Source organism: Paenibacillus sp. GM1FR (assembly GCF_002803315.1).
GTDB classification, from domain to species: domain Bacteria; phylum Bacillota; class Bacilli; order Paenibacillales; family Paenibacillaceae; genus Paenibacillus; species Paenibacillus amylolyticus.
This window is the reverse complement of sequence record NZ_MKZL01000014.1, coordinates 76485-100748: the sequence shown is the minus strand read 5'-3', so window position 1 is coordinate 100748 and position 24264 is coordinate 76485. Positions and strand designations below refer to the sequence as shown.

Below are 24264 nucleotides of genomic sequence, written 5' to 3'. Positions count from 1 at the left end.
TTCTTCGGTATACGTGTGAAATGTTTGTCCTTTTTTGGCCATAAAAATATCCCCTCCAAGTGTCACTTGAACCCTCATGATAACATGAAGGTTTTTTCAAATGTCTACTTAAAGGGGATAATACCACAAACCCGATATGCCGTAGGCTTTTTAGCTATCATCATTTTGATTGGCTACCCATGTTCTTTACAATCCGTGGTTAAGGCACTAATCATGCCGCTCCACGGTCACACCCTTATCCACACTGATTACCATCCGCAATATAGCATCAGCCTTACTACTCTTTAGCGTTCCTGATCCGTCTGGATCATGATCTCAATATATTGCAGCAAGCTCTTCTTCTGCTGTTCAATGGATTGAATACGTCTGGACAGGCCCGCAAAAAACTCTTCAATCTGCTGTCTTGTATGATCTGCGGACTGGCCTTTCCAATCGTTCAGGCGACTGTATAGCGCCCGCGCTTCCTGTTCATCGGCTTGCAGACGGGCAAGCAGCTGTGTCAGTTCTTTTTCCGCAATTCGAAGATCATTTAATTCAACCAGCAATTGTCCACCCACTTGCGTTCCCCTCCCCCATGTACGTGATATCGACATTAACCAACCTGGTTCCTAATTAAAATGAATCGGACTCTCGTCCGCCTGCCGGAAGGCATCTGCTTTCTCATCAATAAAGTTCAGGAACTGGCTGGTATGTTTCATATGCCATGTGCTAAGTTCTTGAATCGACGCGTCCAGTTGGGTGACAATCGGCTCCAGCCTGCGACTGCGGCTTGTATGCAGGTATTGAGCCATGCGGCTTCGTACCTGGTTTAGCTCGGCATTGCATTGTTGTGCATTTTGCTTCCACCGCGAAGCGACACTTTTCAGTTCTTCCGGCGTTACCTGAATCAGACCTGAAGCCGCAGCAGCCGAAGCCATACCTCCACCGCCGCCAGACTTGGAACGTAACGGACCTAAGTTCTTGCTGAACGGTCCCATGTGATCCATGAGGCGTGGTGAATAGCGGATTCTCTCTCCAGTAATCGGATCGTACAGGTCATTGGATATGTAACCATTTTTGAAATCATATTGATCCAGACTGTGATAGTTCTCCCCGCCAAATGAGTTCTTGGCTTTATCGATAATACTCACGCCGTCATTCGCCGAGTCATAATCGGAGTTGATGTAATAGGTCGATCCCACATGCCGGTCATATCCTCCCAGCGTTCCGCTGGCTACCAGATCACTGGGATTTGCATAGTTCACAACCTGCCCGTCAAATGCACCCGATTCAGCCCGGCGCCGCATTTCTGGCGTCAGATTACCCATTACAGATGGTGCACTAAACGTCACGGCTGGAATTCCGGTATAAGCAGAAGCATATTGTGCATTTCCCCCGCCCAAGGAATGTCCGGTCATCGAGAAATTCAGATCCTTATGCTTGTTCTGCATGTGATTTGCGTAGTCTTCGGATTGATACATCTGATTAGCCCAGCCTGTAGGGGAAATGGTTTTTTCAATATCCTTTACGCGATCACCCGTCCAGTTCTCCACGTCTCTTACCCTGTCACCAGCCCAATCCTCCACTTTGGATATGCCCGTGAAGTCTTTGACACCTTCGACACCTTTGTCGAGCCAATCCGGCGTAAGATTATTAACAAAATTCCCGGCCTCCTGCTGACCCTTACGAATCAACTCTCCGCCCCCAATGCGGCCATCCATGACAAAGTCAGGTACAGAGCGATCCAAGGACGCACTTCCTTCTGTACCACGATAAGCAATGACAGCTTCCTTGGTCTCGGGATTATAAAATGTGACGGCATCAAAACCGGAAAATTTGTTACTTTCCGTCCCCTCAAGGACCTCCCATCCGGGAAGTTCCGTTAATTTGTCTCCAGCCTTTTGATCCTGGTAGGCTAGATCAGACATCGTTTTATACGTTTCATCATCAATATTGGACCCGTTACTCAATAACTACACCTCCCTTTATTTGTCGTATGGATTATGTCCCTTGGCCATCATCACTTCCTCAATCTCAGGGCTAATGACCAGGTTCTTGGTTACTTTCTTTTTGTAGTCGTACGAAATGCCAAAGCTCTGATCTTCATGATCTTTCACATGCCCTTTCAGCCCAATCTGGGACACTGCCATTTCCGGCAACAACTCTTTGCTTGTAATCACAACATCCAGTTCAAACTTCTGCTTGAAGTGTTGAATAACGGTTGCTTCAGCTTCTTGGTATAGAGCTTCCTTCTCACTTGCGTTCATGTTCTGACAACCTCCCAAAAATATAGTAAACACCATCATTAGTGTGAATAAACCCTTCAACCATCCTACACGTTTAATACGGATCCCCCCTCATGATAGAATCGAGGCATTCACTATATGTGAAGTACACCCTATTCATCTGTTACCTGCATCATAGTACAAAATCAACATGAGCCATATCGGCTAACAGGATCGTTTTCATGTAACTTTCTTCCTATATGATTCAAATAGGACACTTTGGTGTACATTACCCACTTTCCTAATTCTTGCATCAAGTACATGATAATTTTCCCATCCACGACAAAAAGAGCCTGCTCCTCGTAGGAGCGGCCCTCCTTTTACATACATTACTTTTATGCCAATGCCATCTGCAGCGCAGTCAGCGCAATCCCGATAACAAATCCGGTAACGGCTCCGTTGATCCGAATCCATTGCAGGTCCTGTCCAACCTTATCCTCAATCATCGAAACCAAAGTGGCATTGTCCATTTTGTCCACATTTTCGCGTACGAGTTTACCGATTTTGGAATGATTTTTCTCCAGCAGTGTTGTGACGCCATTTACGATCTTGGCATTCATGCCTGTCATCAACTCGCCATCTGCCCGCAGATCAACCAATACCCGCTCAATGGCTGGCAGTGCATACGTATCTACATACTGTCCATCTTCCATCGCGGCGAGCGCCTTGTCTCTCAGGTCGGTGAGTTTGTTCAGCACCGTTTCCTCTGCGTTCCAGCCCTCCAACATATTGTTCTTCCAGCTGTTGATTCCATCTTGCATAGCCTCACTCATTGCCAAACGCACCGTCTGGGTACGTACCATATCAAGCACCTTGTATCTTAGAGCGCTGCCTTCACGTTTCATATCCTCTACCCGATCGAAGAGATATCCTTGCAAAATGCCACCCAGACGCTCCTCGTTCATATAACCCAGGAACGCATTCATCGCAAACTGCATCAATCCGTTCATCTGAATGCCGCTGATGGCTTTCATGCCGCTTTCACCCAAAAACATGATCGTCTCAGGTTTAACCAGCCACTCCTCGGCTTGCTTCAGTCCATAGTCCAGCGCTTTGGCGTCGTAACCCCGCTCTGTCATCTGGTGGGCAGCCCGTTCCAGAATCGGACCCAGATCAAAGGCGCCCGCTTGTGACTTGATCTCACGTGCCACGAGCGGAGCAATCTGCTCTAACGGCAGACCAGCCAGAATTCGCTTGCAGAGCGTATCAATCATCGTCTTGATCCCGTCACTGTGAAGCTCACGGGTCAACGTTTCGAGCACCGTCTCTGCTGCTTTGAAATCTGCAATTTTCTCGGTAATGCTGTCTTTGTTGAGCAAGTTATTCTCTACTGCGGAGACCAGACCTTCCGTCATTTTATCGCGATTTTTCGGCAGCAATGCCGTGTGTGGAATGGGAATGCCGAGCGGGTGACGGAATAATGCGGTAACGGCGAACCAGTCCGCAAGTCCACCCACGAGTCCCGCTTCAAATGATCCTACCAGCAACTTGCCCACAGGAACGCCCTGGAACGGCAAGGATGCAGCAAATCCTGCTCCCATGACCACGAGAGACCAGGCAGCTGCTTTTTTGGTTTGTTTAGGTTTAGCCATTGTATTCTTGCTCCTTTATCGTTAATCGTACGGTCTGGTCTATACCCGATTCCGTACTTCGTCTGTTCTTATGTAAACTCTCCAATTACAAAGTCTTGGCTTCCATATTTCGTATACTTCATCTTATCACCCACAAGCGTCAAAACCAAACCTCTGGTTGAAGAAAAAGGATAATAGCGGCGTTTACTTCGTAAAATGGATCACTCCCTTTACCAAGACCAGGAAGATTTTAGTATAATCATTCAAGACGGCCCTTCGATATCGATTGGCTGCTGAACAGCAGGGTAATTACATATTGGAACAATGAATCAATAAGAGGAGGAATTTCGGACCATGAAACACGTGCAGGACACAACCACGCTCTATAACGGAGTCAAAATGCCATGGCTGGGTTTTGGGGTATTCAAAGTTAAAGACGGAGACGAAGTCGTTCATGCTGTCAAAACAGCCATTCAAGCTGGTTATCGCAGCATCGACACTGCCAAAGCGTATAACAACGAAATAGGTGTCGCTCAGGGTATTCGTGAATCTGGAGTAGCTCGTGAGGATCTGTTCATTACCACTAAAGTATGGAATAGTGATCAGGGATATGAATCCACGCTGGCTGCCTTCGAAGCCAGCATGGAACGACTCGAACTGGAGTACCTGGATCTCTATCTTATCCACTGGCCGGTTAAGGGCAAGTACAAAGACACATGGCGAGCGCTGGAGAAACTCCATAAAGAAGGACGCATCCGCGCGATCGGTGTGAGCAACTTCCAGATTCACCATCTGGAAGACTTGATGATCGATGCCACGATCAAACCAGCGGTTAATCAGGTGGAGCTTCATCCACTACTGACTCAGTCAGAGCTTCGTGAGTACTGCAACAAACATCAGATTCAGATCGAAGCCTGGTCTCCACTCGGACAAGGTCATCTGATGGATCATCCGTTGCTGAAGGATATCGCCGCCAAATACAGCAAGTCCCCCGCACAAGTAATTCTGCGCTGGGATCTACAGAACGGCATCGTGACGATACCAAAATCCGTTACGCCTGAGCGTATTCACGCGAATGCCGATCTCTACGATTTTGAGCTAACTTCGGAAGAAATAGAGCAGATTAACGGCCTGAACGAGAACAAACGCTTTGGTTCTGATCCAGACAACTTTAACTTCTAATATAAGCAGATAAATTCGATTACACCCGCCTTCGATCTTAGAAGAGCGGGTGTTTTGGCATGTGATGTTATAGGCAAATTATTCTATGTTAAGAATGGAGGCGAGGCTCGTTATCCTCTTCAGGGCCGAAAGAATAAAAGTTTTTTTGACCGTTTAGAACTATTTCTTCTCCTCATCAGTCTAACAAGTGTCAAGCGAACTCAAGCACTTATATAGAATCCAGGCCTGGAACGAGCGGTGACTTGAATATTTAGGTTGATCAGGGGGGATCAGGAGTGATTAGACTGAACCATAGAAAGACAAAAGAAGAACAGTTCAGCGAAAAAATAACAGAGATTCAAAATAAATTATATCGACTGGCATACTGCTATGTTAAAAATGAACAAGAAGCGCTGGATATCGTATCCGAAGCGGTCTATAAAGGGTACATCGCTTATGGAAAGATGGAGTCCATGACTTATTTTGATTCCTGGATGTCACGAATTGTGATTAACACAGCGATAGATCATATTCGACGCAACCAGCGAGTGACCTATATAGAGGATCATGTGCAGGAGTTTTTAGCTCCAGAGCGAGGGGCGTCGCTAGAAGAAAAAATGGATCTATATGACGCACTGGATCGACTCGTGCCCGAAGATAGAGCCTATATTATATTAAAGTTCTTTGGTAATATGCGTTTCCGGGAGATCGCTGAAGTGCTCTCCCTGTCGGAGAATACCGTTAAGTCAAAATTCTATCGGATTATCAACAAATTAAAAATGGATTTAATTGAAGGAGAGGTTGAGAACGTATGACAGGAAAAGATCGTTACGAAAATATTGAAATCCCTGCTCAACTTACTGACGTTATTCATCATGCACAGAAAAGAGCCACTGCTCGCAAGAATTCATCTCGAATGATTCGTTATGCCTCAGTCATAGCGGCATGTGCTGCTTTTCTCTTCGTGGTAAACATCCCTTCCGTAGCAAACGCCATGTCCAAAATACCTGTGGTCGGCTCTATTGTTCAGGTGTTGCAATTTGGCGATGGAGGCAAAGTTACAGATGGAGTAACTGTGGGATCGGAAGCAACCGAAAATACGCTTAAAATCAATTTTAGCACCGACGAGCAAGATCAGACTAATGATGCACCCCATTATAATGTGGTACACAAAGAAGCACCGAATCGTATCCTCTTCACTTTTAGCGGTGCACGTTACATGGATATAAAGAAAGTAAAAGCCGACTTCATGACCCAGCCTTTAGTGAAAGATGTTTATGGTTCCATGATTTTAGACGACTCTTCCGTCGGATTCGTAGTTGTTTTAAAAGAAGGGGTACAGTATGCCGTAGCGGAATTCAAGAACCCTGGATACCTGGAAGTGAAACTCACTTCCGACGGCAAACCGGTCACACCTCGGAAGGTATACTCTCTCCGTACAGAATCAATGCCTTTTGGAGAATCGATGGGTATAATTAAAGAATCCTATCCGGATGAGGACATCTCTTTCCTCAAAACGTCCACTGGTGAGTTTACAGCAGTTATTGGAGAATATCTTACCGCTGAAGAAGCTGAACAGAAGCTCAAAGAACTCGCTCAGCAACCGGATTATCATGAGGAGTTTTATGTGGACAGCTGGATGAGTAACGAGAATCCGAAGTGATTAGTTATTGCCAAAAGTGATGCTGATCTAAAAGGAATCCTACATCCCTGAACTGGGCATAGACCTCAGCATATTTAATACGCTCGATCCAAAAAAATCCCGATTCGGATGCACTGAGCATCTCGGATCGGGATTTTCACATATTAAAACCTATTCGCTTTTGGATACCAGCTTGAAATCATCAAAGTGGAAACCTGGCGCTACTACGCAAGTTACCAGTACAGGCTCATCGCCCAGTGGGCGCGCTGTCTGCCATACGCCGGCAGGAACGAGCACCTGTGGTGATTGCCCCGCAGCAATATCCATCCCCAGAACAAGAACTTCCTCGTTCTCCGGGTTCTCCCCGTTGCCGCCCAGCTTCAGTTCAACCGGACTGCCGCTGTGCCACAGCCAAAGTTCATCGGACAGAACTGTATGCCACTCGGAGATTTCATGTGCGTGTAGCAGGAAATACGTGGAACTTGCCGAGAATCGTGGGCCGGAGTATGTATCCGGCAGAACGGACTGTGGAATCTGATAAGATGCCTTCCATTCTTCCTTATACCAACCGCCTTCAACGTGAGGCTGCATATTGAGCGCAGCAACCAATGGCGATAATTCATGTGTCGTCATAACCTGTTTCCTTCCTTCCAAATCATATTGGAGACACTCCTTAACCAGAGTTTCGCCTCTCTCCCCCTACTCTAAAACATCATTCAAGTTTTGTCACCTTGACAGCACATATGGGCCATGCCAGATTCGTTCTCTCGGTATTTAACGATAAGATTAAAGAAATATTTCATTTCCAATGATAGCGTTTACAAAAAGATGGATGTTCCGTTATGATATGGATATCGTTGTTAATCCGCGAAGCAGAGGGGAGCTGTACCATGAGTCTCATAGAGGATCGGATTGGACCCAAATACCGAATCGGTGAACATTCATTTACCATTGAACATATGCGCAGACATGATGGAAATGGTATGCCACAACCTCACGCTCATCCATTCTACGAACTGTATTACTTACTTGAAGGTGAACGAGTGTATTCCATGAATGGTCAGATTCTGTCCGCCCGCAAGGGTGATTTTATTCTGATTAATCCACACGATGTACATACCACCTCCAAAGGAAGTATTCCCGGCTTCGAACGGATATTAATCGGTTTTTCTCCTGCTTTTGCAACGGGGATGGAACTTGGCATATGTGGTCTGCTGCCTTTTAATTGTTCAAGACTCCTTCGCCTGCCTGAAGCGGAACAGCCCGAGATGGAGCGTATATTGTGGCAGATGCTGCAAGAATGCAAAGAGCGACGCCCTCACTATGAGATCGCCGTAAGAAGTCTGCTTGCCCAACTTTTGATCCGTATCCATCGGGTAGAGGAGGACATCCGGCAGTCATGCCCCGGTCCCTTGCATCCGATGCAGGACAAAATCAGTGAAATTGTCACTTATGTGAATAAAAACTATACCGAACCACTTACATTGGAGGGTGCAGCCAATCGTTTTTATATCAGTCCATCCTATCTGAGCCGAATGTTCAGCCGGTTTACCGGGTTTCGATTTAGCGAATATTTGCGTGTTGTTCGTGTCCGGGAAGCACAACGAAGATTACTGTCCACACAAGAGCGTGTCCAGATGATCGCTGAGAAGGTAGGATTTGAACATACGGCTCATTTTAACAAAACATTCAAACAGGTTACCGGTACAACACCGCTGCGCTATCGTAAGGAACACCGGTAGATCATCAGATAACTTCATATAAAAGCCGAGTGGGTAGCCTCGCTCCAGAGATTACGCATTCCTTATATCAAAAGGCATCACGATTACTGGATCATGGCTGCACCACTACGGCTGAATTGGACCAAATTGTATAACCCTACTACATACTTTTTATCTGCGAATGATCACGCCACTTCGCACCTCGGGACCCACAGATATCTGACGACCTTCTGTGTCAGCATCGCCTTCACGACATACAATGCCTGCGGACTCGTGTCCGGTCACCATCAGAAGTCGGCCATCTGCACCTTTGCCCTGAATGCTCTCTAATTCTGCCCCTTTGCACTGGTGCAAATGAACCAGCGGACCTTCAGTGATCTGCGCCTTCAATTCAGCGATATGCAGATGTTTTGCATGAGCACATTGGATACCATTGCGAGCTTGCACGTTGTAACGCTGGATGATCACCCCATCCAAAGGCTGTTCCGGCAATCCACTCACAAGCAACGCAGTGTCGGCACCGGCACAGACCACATCCGATATTCGAATATCTCGGAACACTGGCGTCTCTTCGCTAATCTCCTGAGATAGATCACTGCCCCGGGCAGACCCTTCCTGATTTGCATAGAAAAAGGAAAACGAGATCGCTTCCATAATGATATCTTTCATATATATGCGCTCAATCTGAATGTCCTCAACCACTCCGCCGCGCCCACGTGCGCTTTTGAAGCGAAGTCCAATGTCCGTTCCGATAAACGTACAATCCGACACACGCACATGCCGCACACCACCGGACATTTCACTGCCAATGACAAACCCGCCATGACCGTGATACACCGTGCAATCCCGAACGGTGATGAACTCCGATGGAAGACCCAGTTCACGGCCTTCGGCATCCTTGCCTGATTTCAGACAGATCGCATCATCACCGACATCGAATACACTATTCTCCACCACCACATGACGGCAGGATTCAACGTCCAGCCCATCTCCATTCTGAGAAAACCACGGATTCCGCACACTCACGTTACGAATGGTGACATGCTCAGACGCCCAGGGATGGAGATTCCATGCAGGCGAGTTCTGGAACGTTGGACCGTCCAGCAATACCCGTTTGCATCTGCGCAAACTTACCATGTTGGGGCGTAAAAAGTCTCTGACTTCTTCATAGGCAGCGACATCACGTACCTGCTCCTGATGCAATCGATTTGCAATGGTGCCGCCCTCAAGTGCAGCTGTGGTAGGCCACCAGATTTCTTCATCTCCGCCGGATTGCTCTACAACACCACCGGAAGCGACCAATTGGTTCCATTGTGAAGTGGTCATTTTGGAGCGTTTCACCGGGCGCCACGCTTCACCGCCACCATCCCATATCCCCTCACCAGTAATCGCAATATCCTCCAGTTGATCACCATCGATCGGGGATTGGCAACGGACCACCTGCCATCCTTCGAAGCTTGATGCAATTAATGGGTATTGATCAAAATTTCGGCTAAACGTAACCAGTGCCCCTGCTTCCACATGTAGTTCGATACGGCTGCGCATTACAATCGGGCCTGTGAGCCATACCCCGGCAGGAATTACGATTCTGCCACCTCCTGCTTCAGCACATGAAGCGATGGCAAGTCGGAACATCTCCGTATTATCTGTTACACCGTCTCCAACAGCTCCATAGTCTGTAAGCTGAAAATCCTGAGCAGGAATGACAGGCAAATTAGCTTCATAAGCTCGAACATCGGACTGGGCACTTGCTCCTGTCGACATTGGGGAGTGATATGTATTCATCGTGCAGAATCATCCTCTCTACATTAATGGAATTGTTATGGGATCAATACATCGCTTTTACTTTCCTTACTTAACGTTCAAACGGACGCTCTCTCACTCCATCATATCAATGGCATGACGTGTAGGGTTGAGCTTTCTTGCCATGTACACGTGGAACTTGATGCTATTTGTTTTGTTAATCAGAGTCATAAATCAAACACCACTTTCAGTATACTATATACAACTATTCCAAAGGTTGGAAAGAAACTAGGAGAATAGATTCATTTTTCTGTCAGGATTCGTCACAAGGCATTTAATAACATGACAGATATATAACATATTTTCTGGCTATAGCCCTAGGGAACCCATTACTTATGTCATGTTTTATCACAAACCAATTGCCATAAGCAGGATGACTATGTATGATTAAATAACTAGTTTCAATTTATTCCTTATTATTCCTTTTACACACAGACGTTGCAGAAAGGATGGGGTGTACTCTTGATTGAATTTAGGGGTGTCCAGAAACATTTCGGTCATTTTCATGTCCTCAAGGATATCCATCTTCACATTGAAGAAGGAGAAGTCGTCGTCATTATCGGACCTTCCGGCTCCGGCAAAAGCACGTTACTCCGCTGTATTAACCGCCTGGAGACCATTACCGAAGGTGAACTTGTCGTCAGTGGGATTCCTCTACATCAGAAAAAGGTGGACATTAACCTCTTCCGCCGTGACATCGGCATGGTATTTCAACACTTCAATCTTTATCCTCACAAAAAAGTCATCGATAACATTACCCTTGCACCCATGAAGGTGCGCAAACAACCCAAAGAACAGGCAGCCGCAACAGCAATGAAGTATCTGACCCGGGTGGGCATTGCCGACAAAGCAGACAGTTATCCCTCCCAGTTGTCCGGTGGACAGCAGCAACGGGTAGCCATCGCCAGAGGACTCGCCATGGAGCCCAAAATCATGCTTTTTGACGAACCTACCTCTGCTCTCGATCCCGAGATGATCGGGGAAGTCCTCGATGTTATGCGTTCCCTTGCCCATAATGGCATGACCATGGTCGTTGTTACTCATGAGATGGGATTCGCCCGCGAAGTTGCGGACCGGGTCATCTTCATGGACGAAGGCCGAATTGTTGAAGAGGCCAACGCTGCTGAATTTTTTGACAACCCCAGAGAAGAACGAGCACAGCAATTCCTGAGCCGTCTGATTCATCATTGAGAATAATCCACTATTCCATTTTGAAAGGGGTCTTTTATTCATGAAGAAATTATTGAAATGGCCATCATTTATGCTTGTCCTCATTCTCTCCCTTGTATTGTCAGGTTGTAGCACAGGTACAGATACACCTTCGACGAGCGGTGGTAGTGGTGACGCCGAGGCGAAAGGCACGATTGAGCGGATTAAGGAACGCGGCAAGCTCATTGCCGGTGTGAAATACGATACGAAGCTGTTTGGCTTGAAAGATCCCGCAAGTGGCAACGTTGAAGGGTTCGATATTGATATCGCCAAAGCACTCGCCAAACAAATCCTTGGAGATGAGACTAAGGTTGAACTGAAAGAGGTCACTTCCAAGACGCGTATTCCCATGCTGCAAAATGGAGACATCGACATCATCATCGCCACGATGACAATTACGGATGAGCGTAAGGAACAGGTCGATTTCAGTGATGTTTATTTCGAGGCAGGCCAATCCCTGCTGGTGAAAAACGACAGTGCGATTACCGGCCTGGAAAGCCTCAGCGGGGTAAAAGTACTCGCGGTGAAAGGTTCCACATCCGCTCAGAATATTCGCGAGAAAGCCCCCGATGCTGAGGTGCTTGAATTCGATAACTATCAGGATGCATTCACTGCTCTCAAAGCAGGTAAAGGCGAAGCGCTGACCACAGATAACATCATCCTCATCGGTATGCAACAGACGGATAACAGCTTCCAATTGGTTGGTGGCAATTTTACAAGCGAACCTTATGGTATGGCCATTCGCAAAGGTGACACTGCCTTCGTGGAGGAAGTCAACACGCTGCTCAAAAGCTTGAAAGACAGCGGGGAATATGACACTTTACATGAGAAATGGCTCGGCTCCAAGCCCGAGTAACCCGAATTAAGATAGGTAAGCGGCGAATTCGTCTGCTGGATGCGAAGCATGAGCAGACGTAATCGCCGTTTCTACATCTGGAGAACGGAGGCTTCGCCTATATGGGCACATTGGATTTCAGCGTACTAATGCGACACTCGGATCGTTTTCTGGAAGGGTTCCTGAATACCATTCAAGTGAGCATTATGGCTCTCATTGGCAGCTTTATCCTTGGCGCGATCCTGGCTATCTTTCGGATATCCCCTGTGAAACCCCTGAACTGGATCGGCACGGCTTTTGTGGAATTTATCCGAAACATCCCATTGTTGCTGGTTGTGTTTTTCTTCTATCTTGGACTGCCTGCACTAGGCATCTCGCTGGATGGATTTGTCTCCGGTACTCTGGGTTTGACCATCTACACCGCCGCTTTCATTGCCGAAGCGATCCGAGCGGGCATTCAGACCGTGCCCCGTGGACAACTGGAAGCAGCAAGGTCTTCCGGCTTGTCCTATGTACAGGCCATGAACCTGATTATTTTGCCCCAGGCCATCAAAATTGTGTTGCCTTCCATCGGCAACCAGTTCATCAATTTGGTCAAAAACTCATCCATTCTTGCCGTTGTCGCCGGTATGGATCTTATGTATTTTGCCGACCTGGTTAACTCGGATACGTTCCAACCGCTAAGTGTGTACACCATTGTTGCGCTGTTCTATCTGGTGCTGACGCTACCACTCAGCTTCCTGGTGCATTATATGGAGCGCAGGTTTGGACAGAGTGATGCAGAGGCGCGCAGCACCAAGGGCAAACCGAAAAAGAACAAACCGGCAGGTCAGGTTACCATGTAACAGATTGACTTGTACCTGCGCAGATTTTTAGGGAAATATATCGGCTTGTCCATGCCTCATCTATTGATCTTCAATATTCCATTCCTGCATACAGAAGGAGGCTAATAAAATATGGACTTTAGCGGGGCCTATGCGTGGCCCAACCTTCGTTTCCTGCTTCAAGGATTCCTGATTACCCTGCAGGTAGCAGGACTATCCATTATATTCAGCTTTGTGTTCGGCACTGTGCTGGGTACGATCCGGTTTACCCATATCCCTGTTCTGTCACAGATCGTGGCGGTGATCGTGGATACGATCCGGAATCTGCCGCTGTTGCTCATCATTTTCTTCATCCACATGGTGCTTCCGCAGCTCGGGATTAAGATGTCCGTCTTCTGGTCCACAGTTGTTGGACTGAGTCTGTTCGAAGGCGCGATGATCGCCGAGATCGTCCGTAGCGGTCTGAAATCCGTTGAGCGCGGTCAGGTGGAAGCTGCCCGCTCCTCGGGCCTGAGCTACATGCAGACCCTCGGTGGAATCATCATGCCACAGGCGCTACGCCGCATGTCCCCGCCGATGGTCAGCCAATTCATCTCACTACTGAAGGATACTTCACTGGCGATCATCATCTCTCTGCCGGAACTGATGCACAACGTGCAGATCCTTGGCGGTCAAAGTTTCGATTACATTATCCCGGCCCTGCTGCTCGCAGCCGTATTGTATTTTGTCATCAACTACGCGCTATCCATTGTCGCAAGACGACTTGAGGCACGGATGAATTGATAATCAGAGAGAATAAGGCATGAAAGCGCCCCAAAGACTCTAAACCCACCTATGTAGTGGATTTGGAGTCTTTGGGGCTACAGTTATGCTCATCAACTCACGAGCTTCCCACCAATTTCTAACGAACTGAGGGAAGCTTATTTAGCCTTTTTCGAGACATTTCCTAATCTAACGAATCGTAGACGCTCTATTTTTCCGATTCACCCCGCTTTTACCCCCTATTACAGGGTTTTGAGTAAAATAGCTTCACTGAGATTCGTTACATTTTTCATTTCAGCTTATATTCCCGAATTAGACGCCTCAGGTTCGTTAAAACTTACGCCACCACCGCGAATTAAATAAACACCCACTCCCACTATTAATGATTCGCCCAATTCGTCCACAATCAGATCATCCGCTAGATCGCCGCTCCGTTGTGACGTAATTCCGCCTGTAACAGCGCGATCGGCAGTTCCACCGGGTCCAGCTTCATCTTCACTGTTAGTGCAGCCGCTGTCCCTGCCGCCTCCCCGGTAGCCATACAGCTTGGAGTCAATCTTGTCGTTGCATGCGCCTCATGTGTGGTGGAGATGCAACGTCCTGCCGCCAGCAGATTGCGGATATTGCGAGAGATCAGACAGCGATACGGAATATCGTACGCCCCATCCCCCTCTATAAAGGCAGCCACAACACCTTGACCCGAAGGGTCATGAATATCAATCGGATAACCGCTTCTGGCAATCACATCGTCAAATTTCCGTCCTGCAACTACATCCGCTTGTGTCAATGCATACTGCCCAATAATTCGCCTGGATTCACGGATACCAATCTGCGGTGCTACTGCCGAGATCGAAGCCCGTTCGAATCCAGGCACATCACGCTGCAAAAACTCAGCAATCATCAGCACCTGCTTCCGGCCTTCCTGTTCCGCAGAAGTCAGATCCTCGGCATCTGTCGCATCAAGTCCCTGCACCCGCGTACAATTAATCAGCACTTCATCCTCTGCCGGTCCGGTAAAAAACAACACCTGGTCGCGATTAATCGGCACACCTGCTTTTTTCCACTGAGAATAGAACCCACTCACCCCGGTTAACGGAATGCTGTCCAGTTCAGCAAAGGGAGTTTTCACATAGAAATCCTCCGGGTGCTCCAGCATATATCGTTTCACTCGTCCAAGATCGACACCACGCATGCGGAATTTCATGGTCATCGGCTGTGACTGATGGTCTCCGTCTCGTCCCTTTGCCACAGAAGCACCCGCAAGATAAGCCAGATCCGCATCACCGCTTGAATCCACAAATACATTCGCCTGGAATTCCATTCTTCCAGATTTGTTGGTCACTTGCACCGCTTCCACCCGATCCTCTACAATGACCACCTCGTCCACAAAGCTGTGCAATAACAGCCGGACACCAGCCTCCTGCAACATCTCTGCTGCAACCACCTGAAAGATGGCTGGATGGTACGGCGTGACGGTGTGCACAAATCCAACCGTATCGCGCAGATGCCCTGGGGAGCCGCCACGTGCCTGCAAACGATCCACAATCTCCTGCGCAATACCTTTAATGACCTGCTCACCGCGCTCTGTGTGGAAAGTCATCCAAGGATAAACCATAGCAGCGGTTGACATCCCGCCAACGAATCCATATCGCTCCACCAGCACTGTTCGTATCCCCTGCCGTCCAGCCGCAATAGCTGCCGCTATACCCGCAGGGCCCCCTCCCACAATAACGACATCTGCTTCTTCCTTTTTCATGCTCATCCGTTCACGCAAATGTTGTCCCTCCTTCGTTCTATTGCACGTATTACACGGCTTACTCTTTCAGTCCCGTCATGGCAACCCCTTCAATGAAGCGCCGCTGTGCCAGAAAAAAAACAATTAACAGTGGCAAGGTTGCCATGACGGTGGCGCTCATCAGATATTGCCAGGCTGTACCCACTTCATCTGTAAACAGGGATAATCCAAGCGGCAGCGTCATTAGATCACGCGAGTTAATGAAGATTAACGGATCAAAAAACTCATTCCAGATCGTCACAAACGTGAAGATCGTCAGCGTAGCCATACCCGGCTTGGCAATGGGCAGCATAATTCGCGCATATATCCGGAATCGGTTGCAACCATCAATCATCGCCGCTTCTTCCAGTTCCGTTGGCACCGTAATGAAGAACTGCCGCATCACAAAGATGCCAAACACACCACCCGCGCCAAAGATCGGCAATAATATCAGCGGAAGATGGGTATCAATCCACCCCAGTTGCCGCATGAACAGAAACATCGGTATCGCCGTCACCTCATGGGGGATCATCATCGCACTTAGCAGGATGAGAAATACCACATTACGTCCTTTAAACGGAATTTTAGCGAATGCATAACCGGCGAGAGAGGCAAAAAATACTGTTCCCAGCACAACCAACGCAGAAATGTAGATACTGTTCCAATAAAAACGGTGAAACGGAATCAATCGAAAGACATCGATGTAGTTCTGAAATCGGAATGGTTCCGGTATCCACTGTGGTGGATAGGTGAATATGCTCTGGGGTTCCTTGAATGATGTTGATATCATCCAGATAAATGGCACAATCATAATGAGGGAAATCAGGGTCAGCAACAAATACGTCCCCAGAGTACTACCTATCTTCCGCCCCGAAGGACTAGGCATCGCCTTCATTGAATACCCACCTCTTTCGGAGCTGCCATTGCAGCAGCGTCAGAATTAGCACGATAAAGAACAGTACATATGCGAGAGCAGAAGCATAGCCAAACTGAAATAATTTGAATGCTTTTTCCCAGATATAATAAACCAATACCTTGGTGCTGTTGCTCGGCCCGCCCTGTGTCATCACATAGATCTGCCCGAATACTTTGAGTGAACCAATCACGGTCATGACTACGGTCAAAAACACGGTTGGCGTGATCATGGGCAGTGTGACGTGAAAGAAAGTTCCCCTCTTGCCCGCCCCGTCTAATGTTGCCGCTTCGTACAGCGAACGCGGTACCTGCTGAATGGCTGCTATGAACAGCACCATGTTCAGACCGACATTTTTCAGCACACTTGTCACAATAATCGCTGGCATTGCCAGATCCGGATTGTAAAGCCAGGCCGGACCTTTGATGCCCAGCATCAACAGAAGCTGATTAATCAATCCAGACTCTGTCGCATACATCAGCTTCCACACGATGGCCCATACGATCAACGAGGTCATGACCGGAACAAAGATCGCTGTTCGGAAAATTCCGATGCCCCGCAGATTTCTGGATAGCAGCAACGCGAGCAGCAGAGCGAGCACAATATTAAGCGGCACCAGCCCCACTGTGAAATAGACCGTATTGGCAAGCACTTTCCAGAACATCGCGTCTGTCATAATATTCCGGTAATTCTCCAATCCAATAAAATGATGGTCCCCCAGCAGCGGCCAATCGGTCAGGCTCATATATAACGCGAGACCCATGGGAAATAACAGCAGCAGGGTAAACCCAAGCACCATCGGCGATACAAACAGCCACCCCGCGATCTGGGCCTCTCTGGCGAGCGGCCCCCCTCTTTTGCGCTTGCGTGAATGGGTCAATCAGGCCTCCCCCTTTTAATCAAATTTCCTCCGAAGCTGAACTCTGCGACGATTCTATATAAGGTGCTGTCTCAAAAGGAATGATCTCCCTCGCTCCAAGCGCTGACGAATCTACCGCATCTTATAAGGCAGATTTTTAAAGAATGCACCGGGTAACGAATCTCAGTCATCTTATATCTCTATAAAATGTCACCAGAACTTTAAAAATCGACCAAATGGACGAAATAACTTCTCTCTGATTCCTTAAACTTCAGATCTGTACAAATGGGCGCGAATAACATGTCCTCGATTCGTTAGAACAAATGAATGCTAACATGGGTGTCCCCCATGATTCACGTGACTTTCAACGGATTAATCCGGACGGTTCAGACTGTCGATCGCATTGCGGAACCCTTTCACAGCCCTTCGCAGCTGTTCCTCCGTGTTGCCAGTCACGACCGCCCCAAGCATAATTGCTTTGACCCCGGTATCGCACAGCACCCGAACATCCTCCGGCACCAGCTTTCGCTGGGAAGGAACCAATACCGGTACCTGGGCTTGCAAGACCAGACGGCGATACTTGAGTACATCCGCGAAGCTTAGCGGTGTACCATATTCTTTTCCAGGTACAATGGATGCCTCCAGAGCGGTGAAGCCGAAGTGAGCTGCCGATGTTACGAGGGAAGCATCATATTCCTCATTGATCGCAAACGTTGGGTCCAGCCCCAAGTCACTCAGCATGAAAGATGGCAAGTGATGTGCATAGATGGAATAGAAATCAAAGCCCAGCCCACCAAGACGCTCCACATCCTCCCTTTGTGCTCCATCAATACTGCCAGAAGGTACAACCCCAAGCGGGCCACCAAACTCACTGCGGATCGCCCGAAACACCTCGGCGTACATGTCCAATGGACCAAAATGATTCCCGCTGGCGCGATGACCGACATTATAATGTACCTTCAGTGCATCAGCGCCCTCTTCCATAGCTGCCCGAGCCAAACCAATATCATTCTCAGGCAGGCTGACCACCAGCGACAGCGGTTTCTGTTCAAGTAATTCTTTGAATTTGCCCATCGTTCTCACCTCCGGTTTCGATCGAATGATTTAGGGTTGCAACACGCTTTGGATCTCTTTCTGCATCTGTTTCAGGTTATCCTCAGCTGTCGCCGTCCGGGCAAACAGTCGGTCAAATCCCTGCAATACCGCATTGTCGATATCCTGCCAACGGATATGACCGGGGATTAAGCGCGCTTTTGGCATTTCATCAATGACCGCCTGCACGATATGCTCTTTGCTCGGATTATTCGGCTGAAGAATGAATGCATCTGAGTTCAGAACAGAGGTACGCGGAGGCACAAAGTAGGTGGCTGTCGCCTGAATCCCCTGCTCACTGGCAAAATACTTCAACAGTTTCTTCGTTTCCTCTGGATGTTTACTGTCGTTGAACATGGCATATCCGGCCTGCCCCAGCATCGGCACACTGCCTTGAGAACCGGAAGGCATAGGCGCGATGCTCCATTCAAAATCCGTAATTTCTCTTGCTTTGGAAACATAGCTGTAATTATCAAAGAACATGCCCACATTACCCGCATCAAAGCTGACCTGTTCGCCCGCCTTCGGGTGTGATTCATCGGTGAACATCATGCGTTCCAGTAATTCAAAGGTCTGTACGCCATAGGCATCGTTCCAGGTGAACGTTGTCATGCCTTCGTCGAATGGACCACTTCCATTGGACCAGGAGTAGGAAGAAAGCACCGCCCAGGTCTTCCAATCGCGAAAAAAGTTGGCACCATAGATTCGGTTAGTCGCATCCTTGCTGGTAATGGCTTTGGCGGACTCTTCGAACTGCTCCCATGTCCATTTTCCTTGGGTGGCAAGTCTGTTTGGATCAGTCAGACCGGCTTGGTCGAACAGCGTTTTATTGTAAAACATGACCACCGGAGGTGTAGAAAAAGGTAGTCCCAGCAGTTGATCGCCATCACGGAACAGATCAAGCGTACTTGGAATATAATCATCCAGCTTAAACTGTGCATCTTCCTTGAACTCGGATACATCGGCCAGAATGTGGTTGGACTTGAATTGTGGCACCATTCGCTCCGATACCCAGGCGAGATCGGGAAGGGAGCCTCCGGCGGCAAGCACCGAAATTTTTTGCTGGTATTCTGCGAAAGGTACGGATTCCATCGTTACTTTGATGCCTGGATTTTCCTTTGTGAAGTCATCGATCAACTTGTTGTATACATCCATATGCGCCTGATTGCCCCACATCATGAACTTCAGCTCGACCTCTCCATTCTCTCCGCTTGAACTGCCAGATTCACTGCCGGAATTGGAGCTTGTGCACGCGATTGAAGCCATCATCATGAATATAAACACCAGTATCAGTCCTGCTTTTTTCATGGAAATCCCCCTTATGGACGTCGTGGTATACATGTGCAACCAAAGTATAACGAAAGCATTGTTCCCCCTTAAATCACGTCAACTACAGAAATGGTATGGTTTTTCAAGAGATACTGAATCGGTCTCGATATTCTCCTGCGGTCCATCCCACCTGCTGCTTGAACACCAGCATGAAGTGTTTGGGGCTCTGATGCCCGGATAACCGTGCCACATCATAGATTTTGAGACCCGTGTTGATCAGCAACCACTTGGCCCGCTCCATACGTGCCTCCGTGATGTATTCGGAATAATTGATGCCTATTTCGTTCTTGAACAATTGGCTTAAATAAGTAGGGTTCAAGTTAACGAGATCTGCTATCGTCTGAAGTCGCAGATCTCCATCGGGATGTTGCTTGATGTGCTCCTTCACATCTCGGATAATCTTCCGTGTATCTCCACCAGCGTGTTCTGTTTTCCCAGATGGCTCAGGGATAGAAAGAGTTGTAATACCGTATCTGCGATCCAGCAGCATTTGAATCTTTTGTATGCATAATGCCAGTTCATAACGATCAATTGGCTTCAACAGGTAGTTCAACACCCCAAACTCCATCGCTCTGCGTGCATATTCAAACTCACCGTAGCCGCTAATGATGAGCATTAGCAATTCAGGGTACATGTCTCTTGCTTTGCTTACCAAAGTTAGTCCGTCCATTTCACGCATGCGGATATCCGTGATTAACACGTCCGGCACCTCACATCTCAGAAAATCCAGCGCCTCGGTACCGCTCGATGCTTCGCCCGTTACCTGAAACTGAGAAGACACTTGTACGATCAGTTCCCTCAGTCCCTGACGGATGACCGTCTCATCCTCTACAAGCAATACTTTATACATGCGCTTCAATCCCCTTTCGGTAGAAGTTGAATGGATATCGTGACCACCAGTCCCTGCCCGGGACTTCCATCAATGCTTAGGCTGCCGCCTTCTCCATACATGAGGTGAAGCCTCTGAGCGATATTGTTAAGCCCCAGACTGTCCCCGGCATGGCAACGTAATGCCTCATTGGAAGGCTGTTTTGATATGGATTCATTTAACTCGTCAATCTTTGCCTGAGTCATACCCTTACCGTTGTCTCGTACACTAATCAGCAGCTCGTGGTCGAATTTCAAGGCAGATACCCAGATTACTCCTCCATTTTCCTGCCCTTCAATGCCATGGTAGACTGCATTTTCCACCAGCGGTTGCAGTACCAGCTTGGGAATCAAATACTCGGTTATTGCTTCTTCGATGTCATAGATAATCTCTAACTTGCCGTTGTAACGGACCTGCTGAATGCGTACATAGGATTGTACAAAAGCAAGTTCTTCTCCAAGTGGAACCATCCGGTCCACCTTATCAATCGTATAACGCAGCAGCTTGCCAAGCGCCGTCACCATGTCCGATACCTCAGCATGCTTCTGGCGAATGGCCATCATGTTAATGGACTCCAGCGTGTTGTATATAAAATGGGGATTCATCTGGCTTTGTAACGCTGACAACTCGGCCTCCCGCTCTTGAATACCCAGCAGAAACACCTCATTGAACAGTCGATGAATCTCTTCCATCATTCGGTTAAAGCCCCGGCTAATCTGTCCGAATTCATCACTGCTGAAGTATGATACACGCTGGCTAAAATCTCCCTGCTCCACCCGAATCATGTGGTGCTTCAGTCGAATCAGTGGCCGGGTGATACGATAGGATAACAGAACCGCCAGAATCGCTATACCCGCCATACATAACACTGCGAACCATATTGTAAAGGTGAGCATCTCACCCGACTCCTTTTGAATCACAGCAATAGGTGTAAGACTGATCACCGAAAGCCCGGAATAGCTGGAATGGTGTTGTACATAGAGATAGAGTTGCCCATCCAGAATAACTTTTTGGTTTCCTGCATAGCTTTGAAGCTGTCCCTGCATTAGCAACTGGTCGTACGCAGACATTCCTCCGATTGAGGTCCGTTCGAACAGCAGACGCTGCTTGCTGTCTACAATCATCAGACTTGCATCTTGCTCATAATTCAGATTGGATAACAGTTGACCGAAAGCCTCCAGACGAATGTCAATCAAAATGTAACCCAATCGCTGGAGCGTTCCCGGATCTCGAAGCACTCTGCACACCGATATATACGATTCTTGCTGACCGCCCGTGTAATAGCCGGGTTGATGCGGAGGAAGCAGACGCCATGTCCCTTCCGAGTCTTCAAGCTCTGCAAACCATTCATCCTGCCTACTGTCCCATACCGGCTTGACCGCCAGTGAATCGAGATTGGAGAACAAAATACCGCTGTTGCTGATCAGATGAATTCCCCGAATCTCGGGCCGGTCATAAGCTTGACCCGATGTGTAAAGCTTCATTTTCAGATAATCCTCAGACCTCGCCCATGTTCCCGACCCCATTGAAGCGTTGTATTTGCCCAGAATGCCAAGCACCATCTGATCGTAAAGCGGCAAGAGCGACAACCGCTCATAGTCCTTCAGCAGCCGATTCAGATTGGCGTTAATCTGGCGAACCATATCAATGGTGAATTGCTCGGTCTTGCGATCCATCGTCTGCGAGAAATGCTTGTAGTTCATCAATCCCTGCAAACTTAGCGGCAGCAACGTCAGCGCCAGGAACAACAGGAGCAACTTGGTGCGCAGGTTTACATTTTTTCCGAAAAAAATGCGTACCTTGTCCATCATTTCCGTTCATCCCTCCCTCTCCCGATCATTGTATGAGCCCCCTTCACAGATCAATCTGGATATAACTGGGGTCATCATATCCAGTTTTAATGATCATCCGCTATCCTGCCAATCCTGGAATTGGTACGGAATTTCAAGTTATCCGCATAGGTTTCAGGGTGAACGCCAAAAAGCCGACTGTATCGCTACAGTCGACTACGCTATTTCTATAGAACACTATTTAGACAAAAAAACCGACTGCATTATGCAATCGGTTGTCTGTTCCTGAGATGGCTTTTATATTTGAATCGATTATATTCATTAATAAGCTCGTCCAGTACCATGGACTGTCGGAGGACTTGGTTGTCCTGCATGCCATGATTCTCCGCCAAACGACTCAACTCTTGCCTGTTCCGTTCGATTTTATCTGTGATCTGTATCGGTTCACTCACAGCATGCACCCCCTCTTTGTATAACATTTTAGGATACATTGCCAAAAAATTCATATTTTATTCCTTTGCAGAATAAAATGTTTATTTACAAATTTTTTTCAAAGAAATTCAACCTTTTTCATACTTATATGTTGAACTACAGATTAAATTGTAAATAAGAAAAAAAGTATTCGGGACCCGAATACTTTTCATTATTTACTTCGTAATGAATTTGCTAAATACAACATTAACATCCCTAAAAATATCAATAATATTCCTTCAATTTTATACGACCAAATCTCTGAGTTTATAAAACTACCAAAGATATCAGAGGTATCAGACTTTACATTTTGGTATTCTGCAAGAACCAACATAGCTTTGTCCATACCCCAATCAGTACTTTGAGCAATAAACTGAAATCCAATAACAAATAATACAAGTGAACAGATAAGGGCTACTAAGGAAATCATTTTACTTTTCAAATTTAAATTCTCCTTTGATAATATAGTATTGCTGTTGTATGCGCTACCATATTACCAAAATTGTGAAATTATGTCTAGTTACCAACCAGTAGTATCTTGCCAGTAAAAGTATAAACCCGTCGGTTCTTTATACTCATAAGTACCAATATAAGAATCAGAAAAGAAACCTTGTTTCCATATCTGAAACGAATAGTAGTTGTATGTTGGTGCGCAGTAAATGGTATATGTTTTATTTGCAGGAATTTGGATTGGTCCGTATGATTTGTTAAAGTTACGAGTTGCCTGATAAGTCGTGCCTAGCTTTGCAGCAATCTCTGCGCCTCCCCATCCAGCTTTCGAAGAAACTTCAGCAGAGAACGTAGTAGCTACACCATCAATAACAGACAAGGACAAGGGCGCTGGACCTTTTCCAATCGCACGCTCAATAACATTTCCAGTAATTTGGGTCATGTCAATGTTTTTCAGATAGTAATCCCCTATCGCAGAAGGAAGCACCTGATCGTTTGATAGATTGGAACGGGTCTTATCAAAAGGAACATAATACCCTGCAATAATTGTTTCAGGATCAAGTCCTTGTGAAATAGCTTTTTCTTTAAAATTAGGATCAAAAATACCTATTGTACTTGTTTGAGAAATATCATTATTAATCACTATTTCAGGCGAATTCGTACTTATAACTGGTCCCTCAGATGAAGCAGATGCCACCGTTGAAAATACAGAAGAAATCATAATTGCTGTTAATAGAATTTTCCCAAATTTTTTCATAGATAGAACCTCCTCATAAGTTTTAAAATAGTCACGTTAATAACCTAACTAACTTAATAAAGAAACTAAGATCATATGACTGTGTTATCTTTGAATCTAGAATTCTCTCTTCATCGACTTAAATCAAATTTTATCCATATCCTAACGTTGCAATCACCTCTTTTCTTTC

General features: G+C 47.1%; 24 protein-coding genes. 8 read left to right on the top strand and 16 right to left on the bottom strand.

Annotation, left to right across the window (positions count from 1 at the left end; translation table 11 throughout):
• Nucleotides 1-284: 284 nt before the first annotated feature.
• The 4 genes from PAEAM_RS13190 to PAEAM_RS13175 all read right to left on the bottom strand — a co-directional run bounded on the left by PAEAM_RS13190 (nucleotide 285) and on the right by PAEAM_RS13175 (nucleotide 3856).
• On the bottom strand, nucleotides 285-593 hold the full coding sequence (locus PAEAM_RS13190) for a hypothetical protein (protein WP_243391343.1): 309 nt from the start codon (nucleotides 591-593) through the stop codon (nucleotides 285-287).
• 15 nt (nucleotides 594-608) lie between these two features.
• A complete protein-coding gene (locus PAEAM_RS13185; RefSeq protein ID WP_243391342.1) occupies nucleotides 609-1949 on the bottom strand; it encodes a Tle-like phospholipase domain-containing protein in 1341 nt (446 codons plus the stop codon).
• Between the two features lie 15 nt (nucleotides 1950-1964).
• On the bottom strand, nucleotides 1965-2246 hold the full coding sequence (locus PAEAM_RS13180; protein ID WP_100527832.1) for a hypothetical protein: 282 nt from the start codon (nucleotides 2244-2246) through the stop codon (nucleotides 1965-1967).
• Between the two features lie 353 nt (nucleotides 2247-2599).
• Nucleotides 2600-3856, bottom strand: a complete 1257-nt coding sequence (locus tag PAEAM_RS13175; RefSeq protein WP_100527831.1) for a DUF445 domain-containing protein — start codon at nucleotides 3854-3856, stop codon at nucleotides 2600-2602.
• Between the two features lie 333 nt (nucleotides 3857-4189).
• Here PAEAM_RS13175 and PAEAM_RS13170 point away from each other — a divergent pair, with 333 nt between their 5' ends.
• The 3 genes from PAEAM_RS13170 (at nucleotide 4190) to PAEAM_RS13160 (ending at nucleotide 6659) form a co-directional block, all read left to right on the top strand.
• Nucleotides 4190-5017 carry an aldo/keto reductase gene (locus tag PAEAM_RS13170; protein WP_100527830.1) on the top strand — a complete coding sequence of 276 codons (828 nt, stop codon included), beginning with the start codon at nucleotides 4190-4192 and terminating at the stop codon, nucleotides 5015-5017.
• 275 nt (nucleotides 5018-5292) lie between these two features.
• Nucleotides 5293-5811 carry a sigma-70 family RNA polymerase sigma factor gene (locus PAEAM_RS13165; RefSeq protein WP_100527829.1) on the top strand — a complete coding sequence of 173 codons (519 nt, stop codon included), beginning with the start codon at nucleotides 5293-5295 and terminating at the stop codon, nucleotides 5809-5811.
• Entirely contained in the window at nucleotides 5808-6659 is an 852-nt protein-coding gene (locus PAEAM_RS13160) for a DUF4179 domain-containing protein (RefSeq protein ID WP_100527828.1), read from the top strand. The genes PAEAM_RS13165 and PAEAM_RS13160 overlap by 4 nt, the downstream gene beginning before the upstream one ends.
• A gap of 150 nt (nucleotides 6660-6809) precedes the next feature.
• Here the strand turns inward: PAEAM_RS13160 and PAEAM_RS13155 are convergent, their stop codons facing one another.
• The gene (locus PAEAM_RS13155) at nucleotides 6810-7271 is read right to left on the bottom strand and encodes a cupin domain-containing protein (RefSeq protein WP_017691032.1); all 462 of its coding nucleotides are present in this window, start codon (nucleotides 7269-7271) and stop codon (nucleotides 6810-6812) included.
• 257 nt (nucleotides 7272-7528) lie between these two features.
• Between PAEAM_RS13155 and PAEAM_RS13150 the strand changes: the two genes are divergently transcribed.
• A complete protein-coding gene (locus tag PAEAM_RS13150; RefSeq protein WP_036616653.1) occupies nucleotides 7529-8380 on the top strand; it encodes an AraC family transcriptional regulator in 852 nt (283 codons plus the stop codon).
• A 150-nt stretch (nucleotides 8381-8530) separates the two neighbouring features.
• Here the strand turns inward: PAEAM_RS13150 and PAEAM_RS13145 are convergent, their stop codons facing one another.
• On the bottom strand, nucleotides 8531-10144 hold the full coding sequence (locus tag PAEAM_RS13145; RefSeq protein ID WP_100527827.1) for a glycoside hydrolase family 28 protein: 1614 nt from the start codon (nucleotides 10142-10144) through the stop codon (nucleotides 8531-8533).
• 480 nt (nucleotides 10145-10624) lie between these two features.
• Here PAEAM_RS13145 and PAEAM_RS13140 point away from each other — a divergent pair, with 480 nt between their 5' ends.
• The 4 genes from PAEAM_RS13140 (at nucleotide 10625) to PAEAM_RS13125 (ending at nucleotide 13813) form a co-directional block, all read left to right on the top strand.
• Complete coding sequence (locus PAEAM_RS13140) at nucleotides 10625-11353, top strand: amino acid ABC transporter ATP-binding protein (RefSeq protein ID WP_051449904.1); 729 nt, start codon at nucleotides 10625-10627, stop codon at nucleotides 11351-11353.
• Between the two features lie 40 nt (nucleotides 11354-11393).
• Nucleotides 11394-12227, top strand: a complete 834-nt coding sequence (locus tag PAEAM_RS13135) for a transporter substrate-binding domain-containing protein (RefSeq protein ID WP_100527826.1) — start codon at nucleotides 11394-11396, stop codon at nucleotides 12225-12227.
• Nucleotides 12228-12328: 101 nt separating this feature from the next.
• Nucleotides 12329-13051 carry an amino acid ABC transporter permease gene (locus tag PAEAM_RS13130; protein ID WP_036616642.1) on the top strand — a complete coding sequence of 241 codons (723 nt, stop codon included), beginning with the start codon at nucleotides 12329-12331 and terminating at the stop codon, nucleotides 13049-13051.
• 111 nt (nucleotides 13052-13162) lie between these two features.
• Complete coding sequence (locus tag PAEAM_RS13125) at nucleotides 13163-13813, top strand: amino acid ABC transporter permease (protein WP_100527825.1); 651 nt, start codon at nucleotides 13163-13165, stop codon at nucleotides 13811-13813.
• A 397-nt stretch (nucleotides 13814-14210) separates the two neighbouring features.
• Here PAEAM_RS13125 and PAEAM_RS13120 read toward each other — a convergent pair whose 3' ends face one another.
• The 10 genes from PAEAM_RS13120 to PAEAM_RS13075 form a co-directional block, all read right to left on the bottom strand.
• A complete protein-coding gene (locus PAEAM_RS13120) occupies nucleotides 14211-15548 on the bottom strand; it encodes an FAD-dependent oxidoreductase (RefSeq protein WP_100527837.1) in 1338 nt (445 codons plus the stop codon).
• Between the two features lie 58 nt (nucleotides 15549-15606).
• A complete protein-coding gene (locus PAEAM_RS13115) occupies nucleotides 15607-16461 on the bottom strand; it encodes a carbohydrate ABC transporter permease (protein WP_017691040.1) in 855 nt (284 codons plus the stop codon).
• Entirely contained in the window at nucleotides 16445-17359 is a 915-nt protein-coding gene (locus PAEAM_RS13110) for a carbohydrate ABC transporter permease (RefSeq protein ID WP_100527824.1), read from the bottom strand. Before PAEAM_RS13110 ends, PAEAM_RS13115 begins: the two co-directional genes overlap by 17 nt.
• A 351-nt stretch (nucleotides 17360-17710) precedes the next feature.
• On the bottom strand, nucleotides 17711-18412 hold the full coding sequence (locus tag PAEAM_RS13105) for a hypothetical protein (RefSeq protein WP_100527823.1): 702 nt from the start codon (nucleotides 18410-18412) through the stop codon (nucleotides 17711-17713).
• Between the two features lie 30 nt (nucleotides 18413-18442).
• Complete coding sequence (locus tag PAEAM_RS13100) at nucleotides 18443-19738, bottom strand: ABC transporter substrate-binding protein (RefSeq protein WP_100527822.1); 1296 nt, start codon at nucleotides 19736-19738, stop codon at nucleotides 18443-18445.
• 103 nt (nucleotides 19739-19841) lie between these two features.
• Nucleotides 19842-20609 (bottom strand): response regulator transcription factor, encoded by a 768-nt coding sequence (locus tag PAEAM_RS13095; RefSeq protein ID WP_100527821.1) that lies wholly within the window; start codon nucleotides 20607-20609, stop codon nucleotides 19842-19844.
• A gap of 5 nt (nucleotides 20610-20614) precedes the next feature.
• A complete protein-coding gene (locus PAEAM_RS13090; protein WP_100527820.1) occupies nucleotides 20615-22438 on the bottom strand; it encodes a cache domain-containing sensor histidine kinase in 1824 nt (607 codons plus the stop codon).
• Nucleotides 22439-22680: 242 nt separating this feature from the next.
• Nucleotides 22681-22869 (bottom strand): aspartyl-phosphate phosphatase Spo0E family protein, encoded by a 189-nt coding sequence (locus tag PAEAM_RS13085; protein WP_036673231.1) that lies wholly within the window; start codon nucleotides 22867-22869, stop codon nucleotides 22681-22683.
• A gap of 191 nt (nucleotides 22870-23060) precedes the next feature.
• The gene (locus PAEAM_RS13080) at nucleotides 23061-23330 is read right to left on the bottom strand and encodes a hypothetical protein (RefSeq protein WP_100527819.1); all 270 of its coding nucleotides are present in this window, start codon (nucleotides 23328-23330) and stop codon (nucleotides 23061-23063) included.
• A gap of 78 nt (nucleotides 23331-23408) precedes the next feature.
• Nucleotides 23409-24095 carry a hypothetical protein gene (locus PAEAM_RS13075; RefSeq protein ID WP_100527818.1) on the bottom strand — a complete coding sequence of 229 codons (687 nt, stop codon included), beginning with the start codon at nucleotides 24093-24095 and terminating at the stop codon, nucleotides 23409-23411.
• Between the last annotated feature and the right edge of the window lie 169 nt (nucleotides 24096-24264).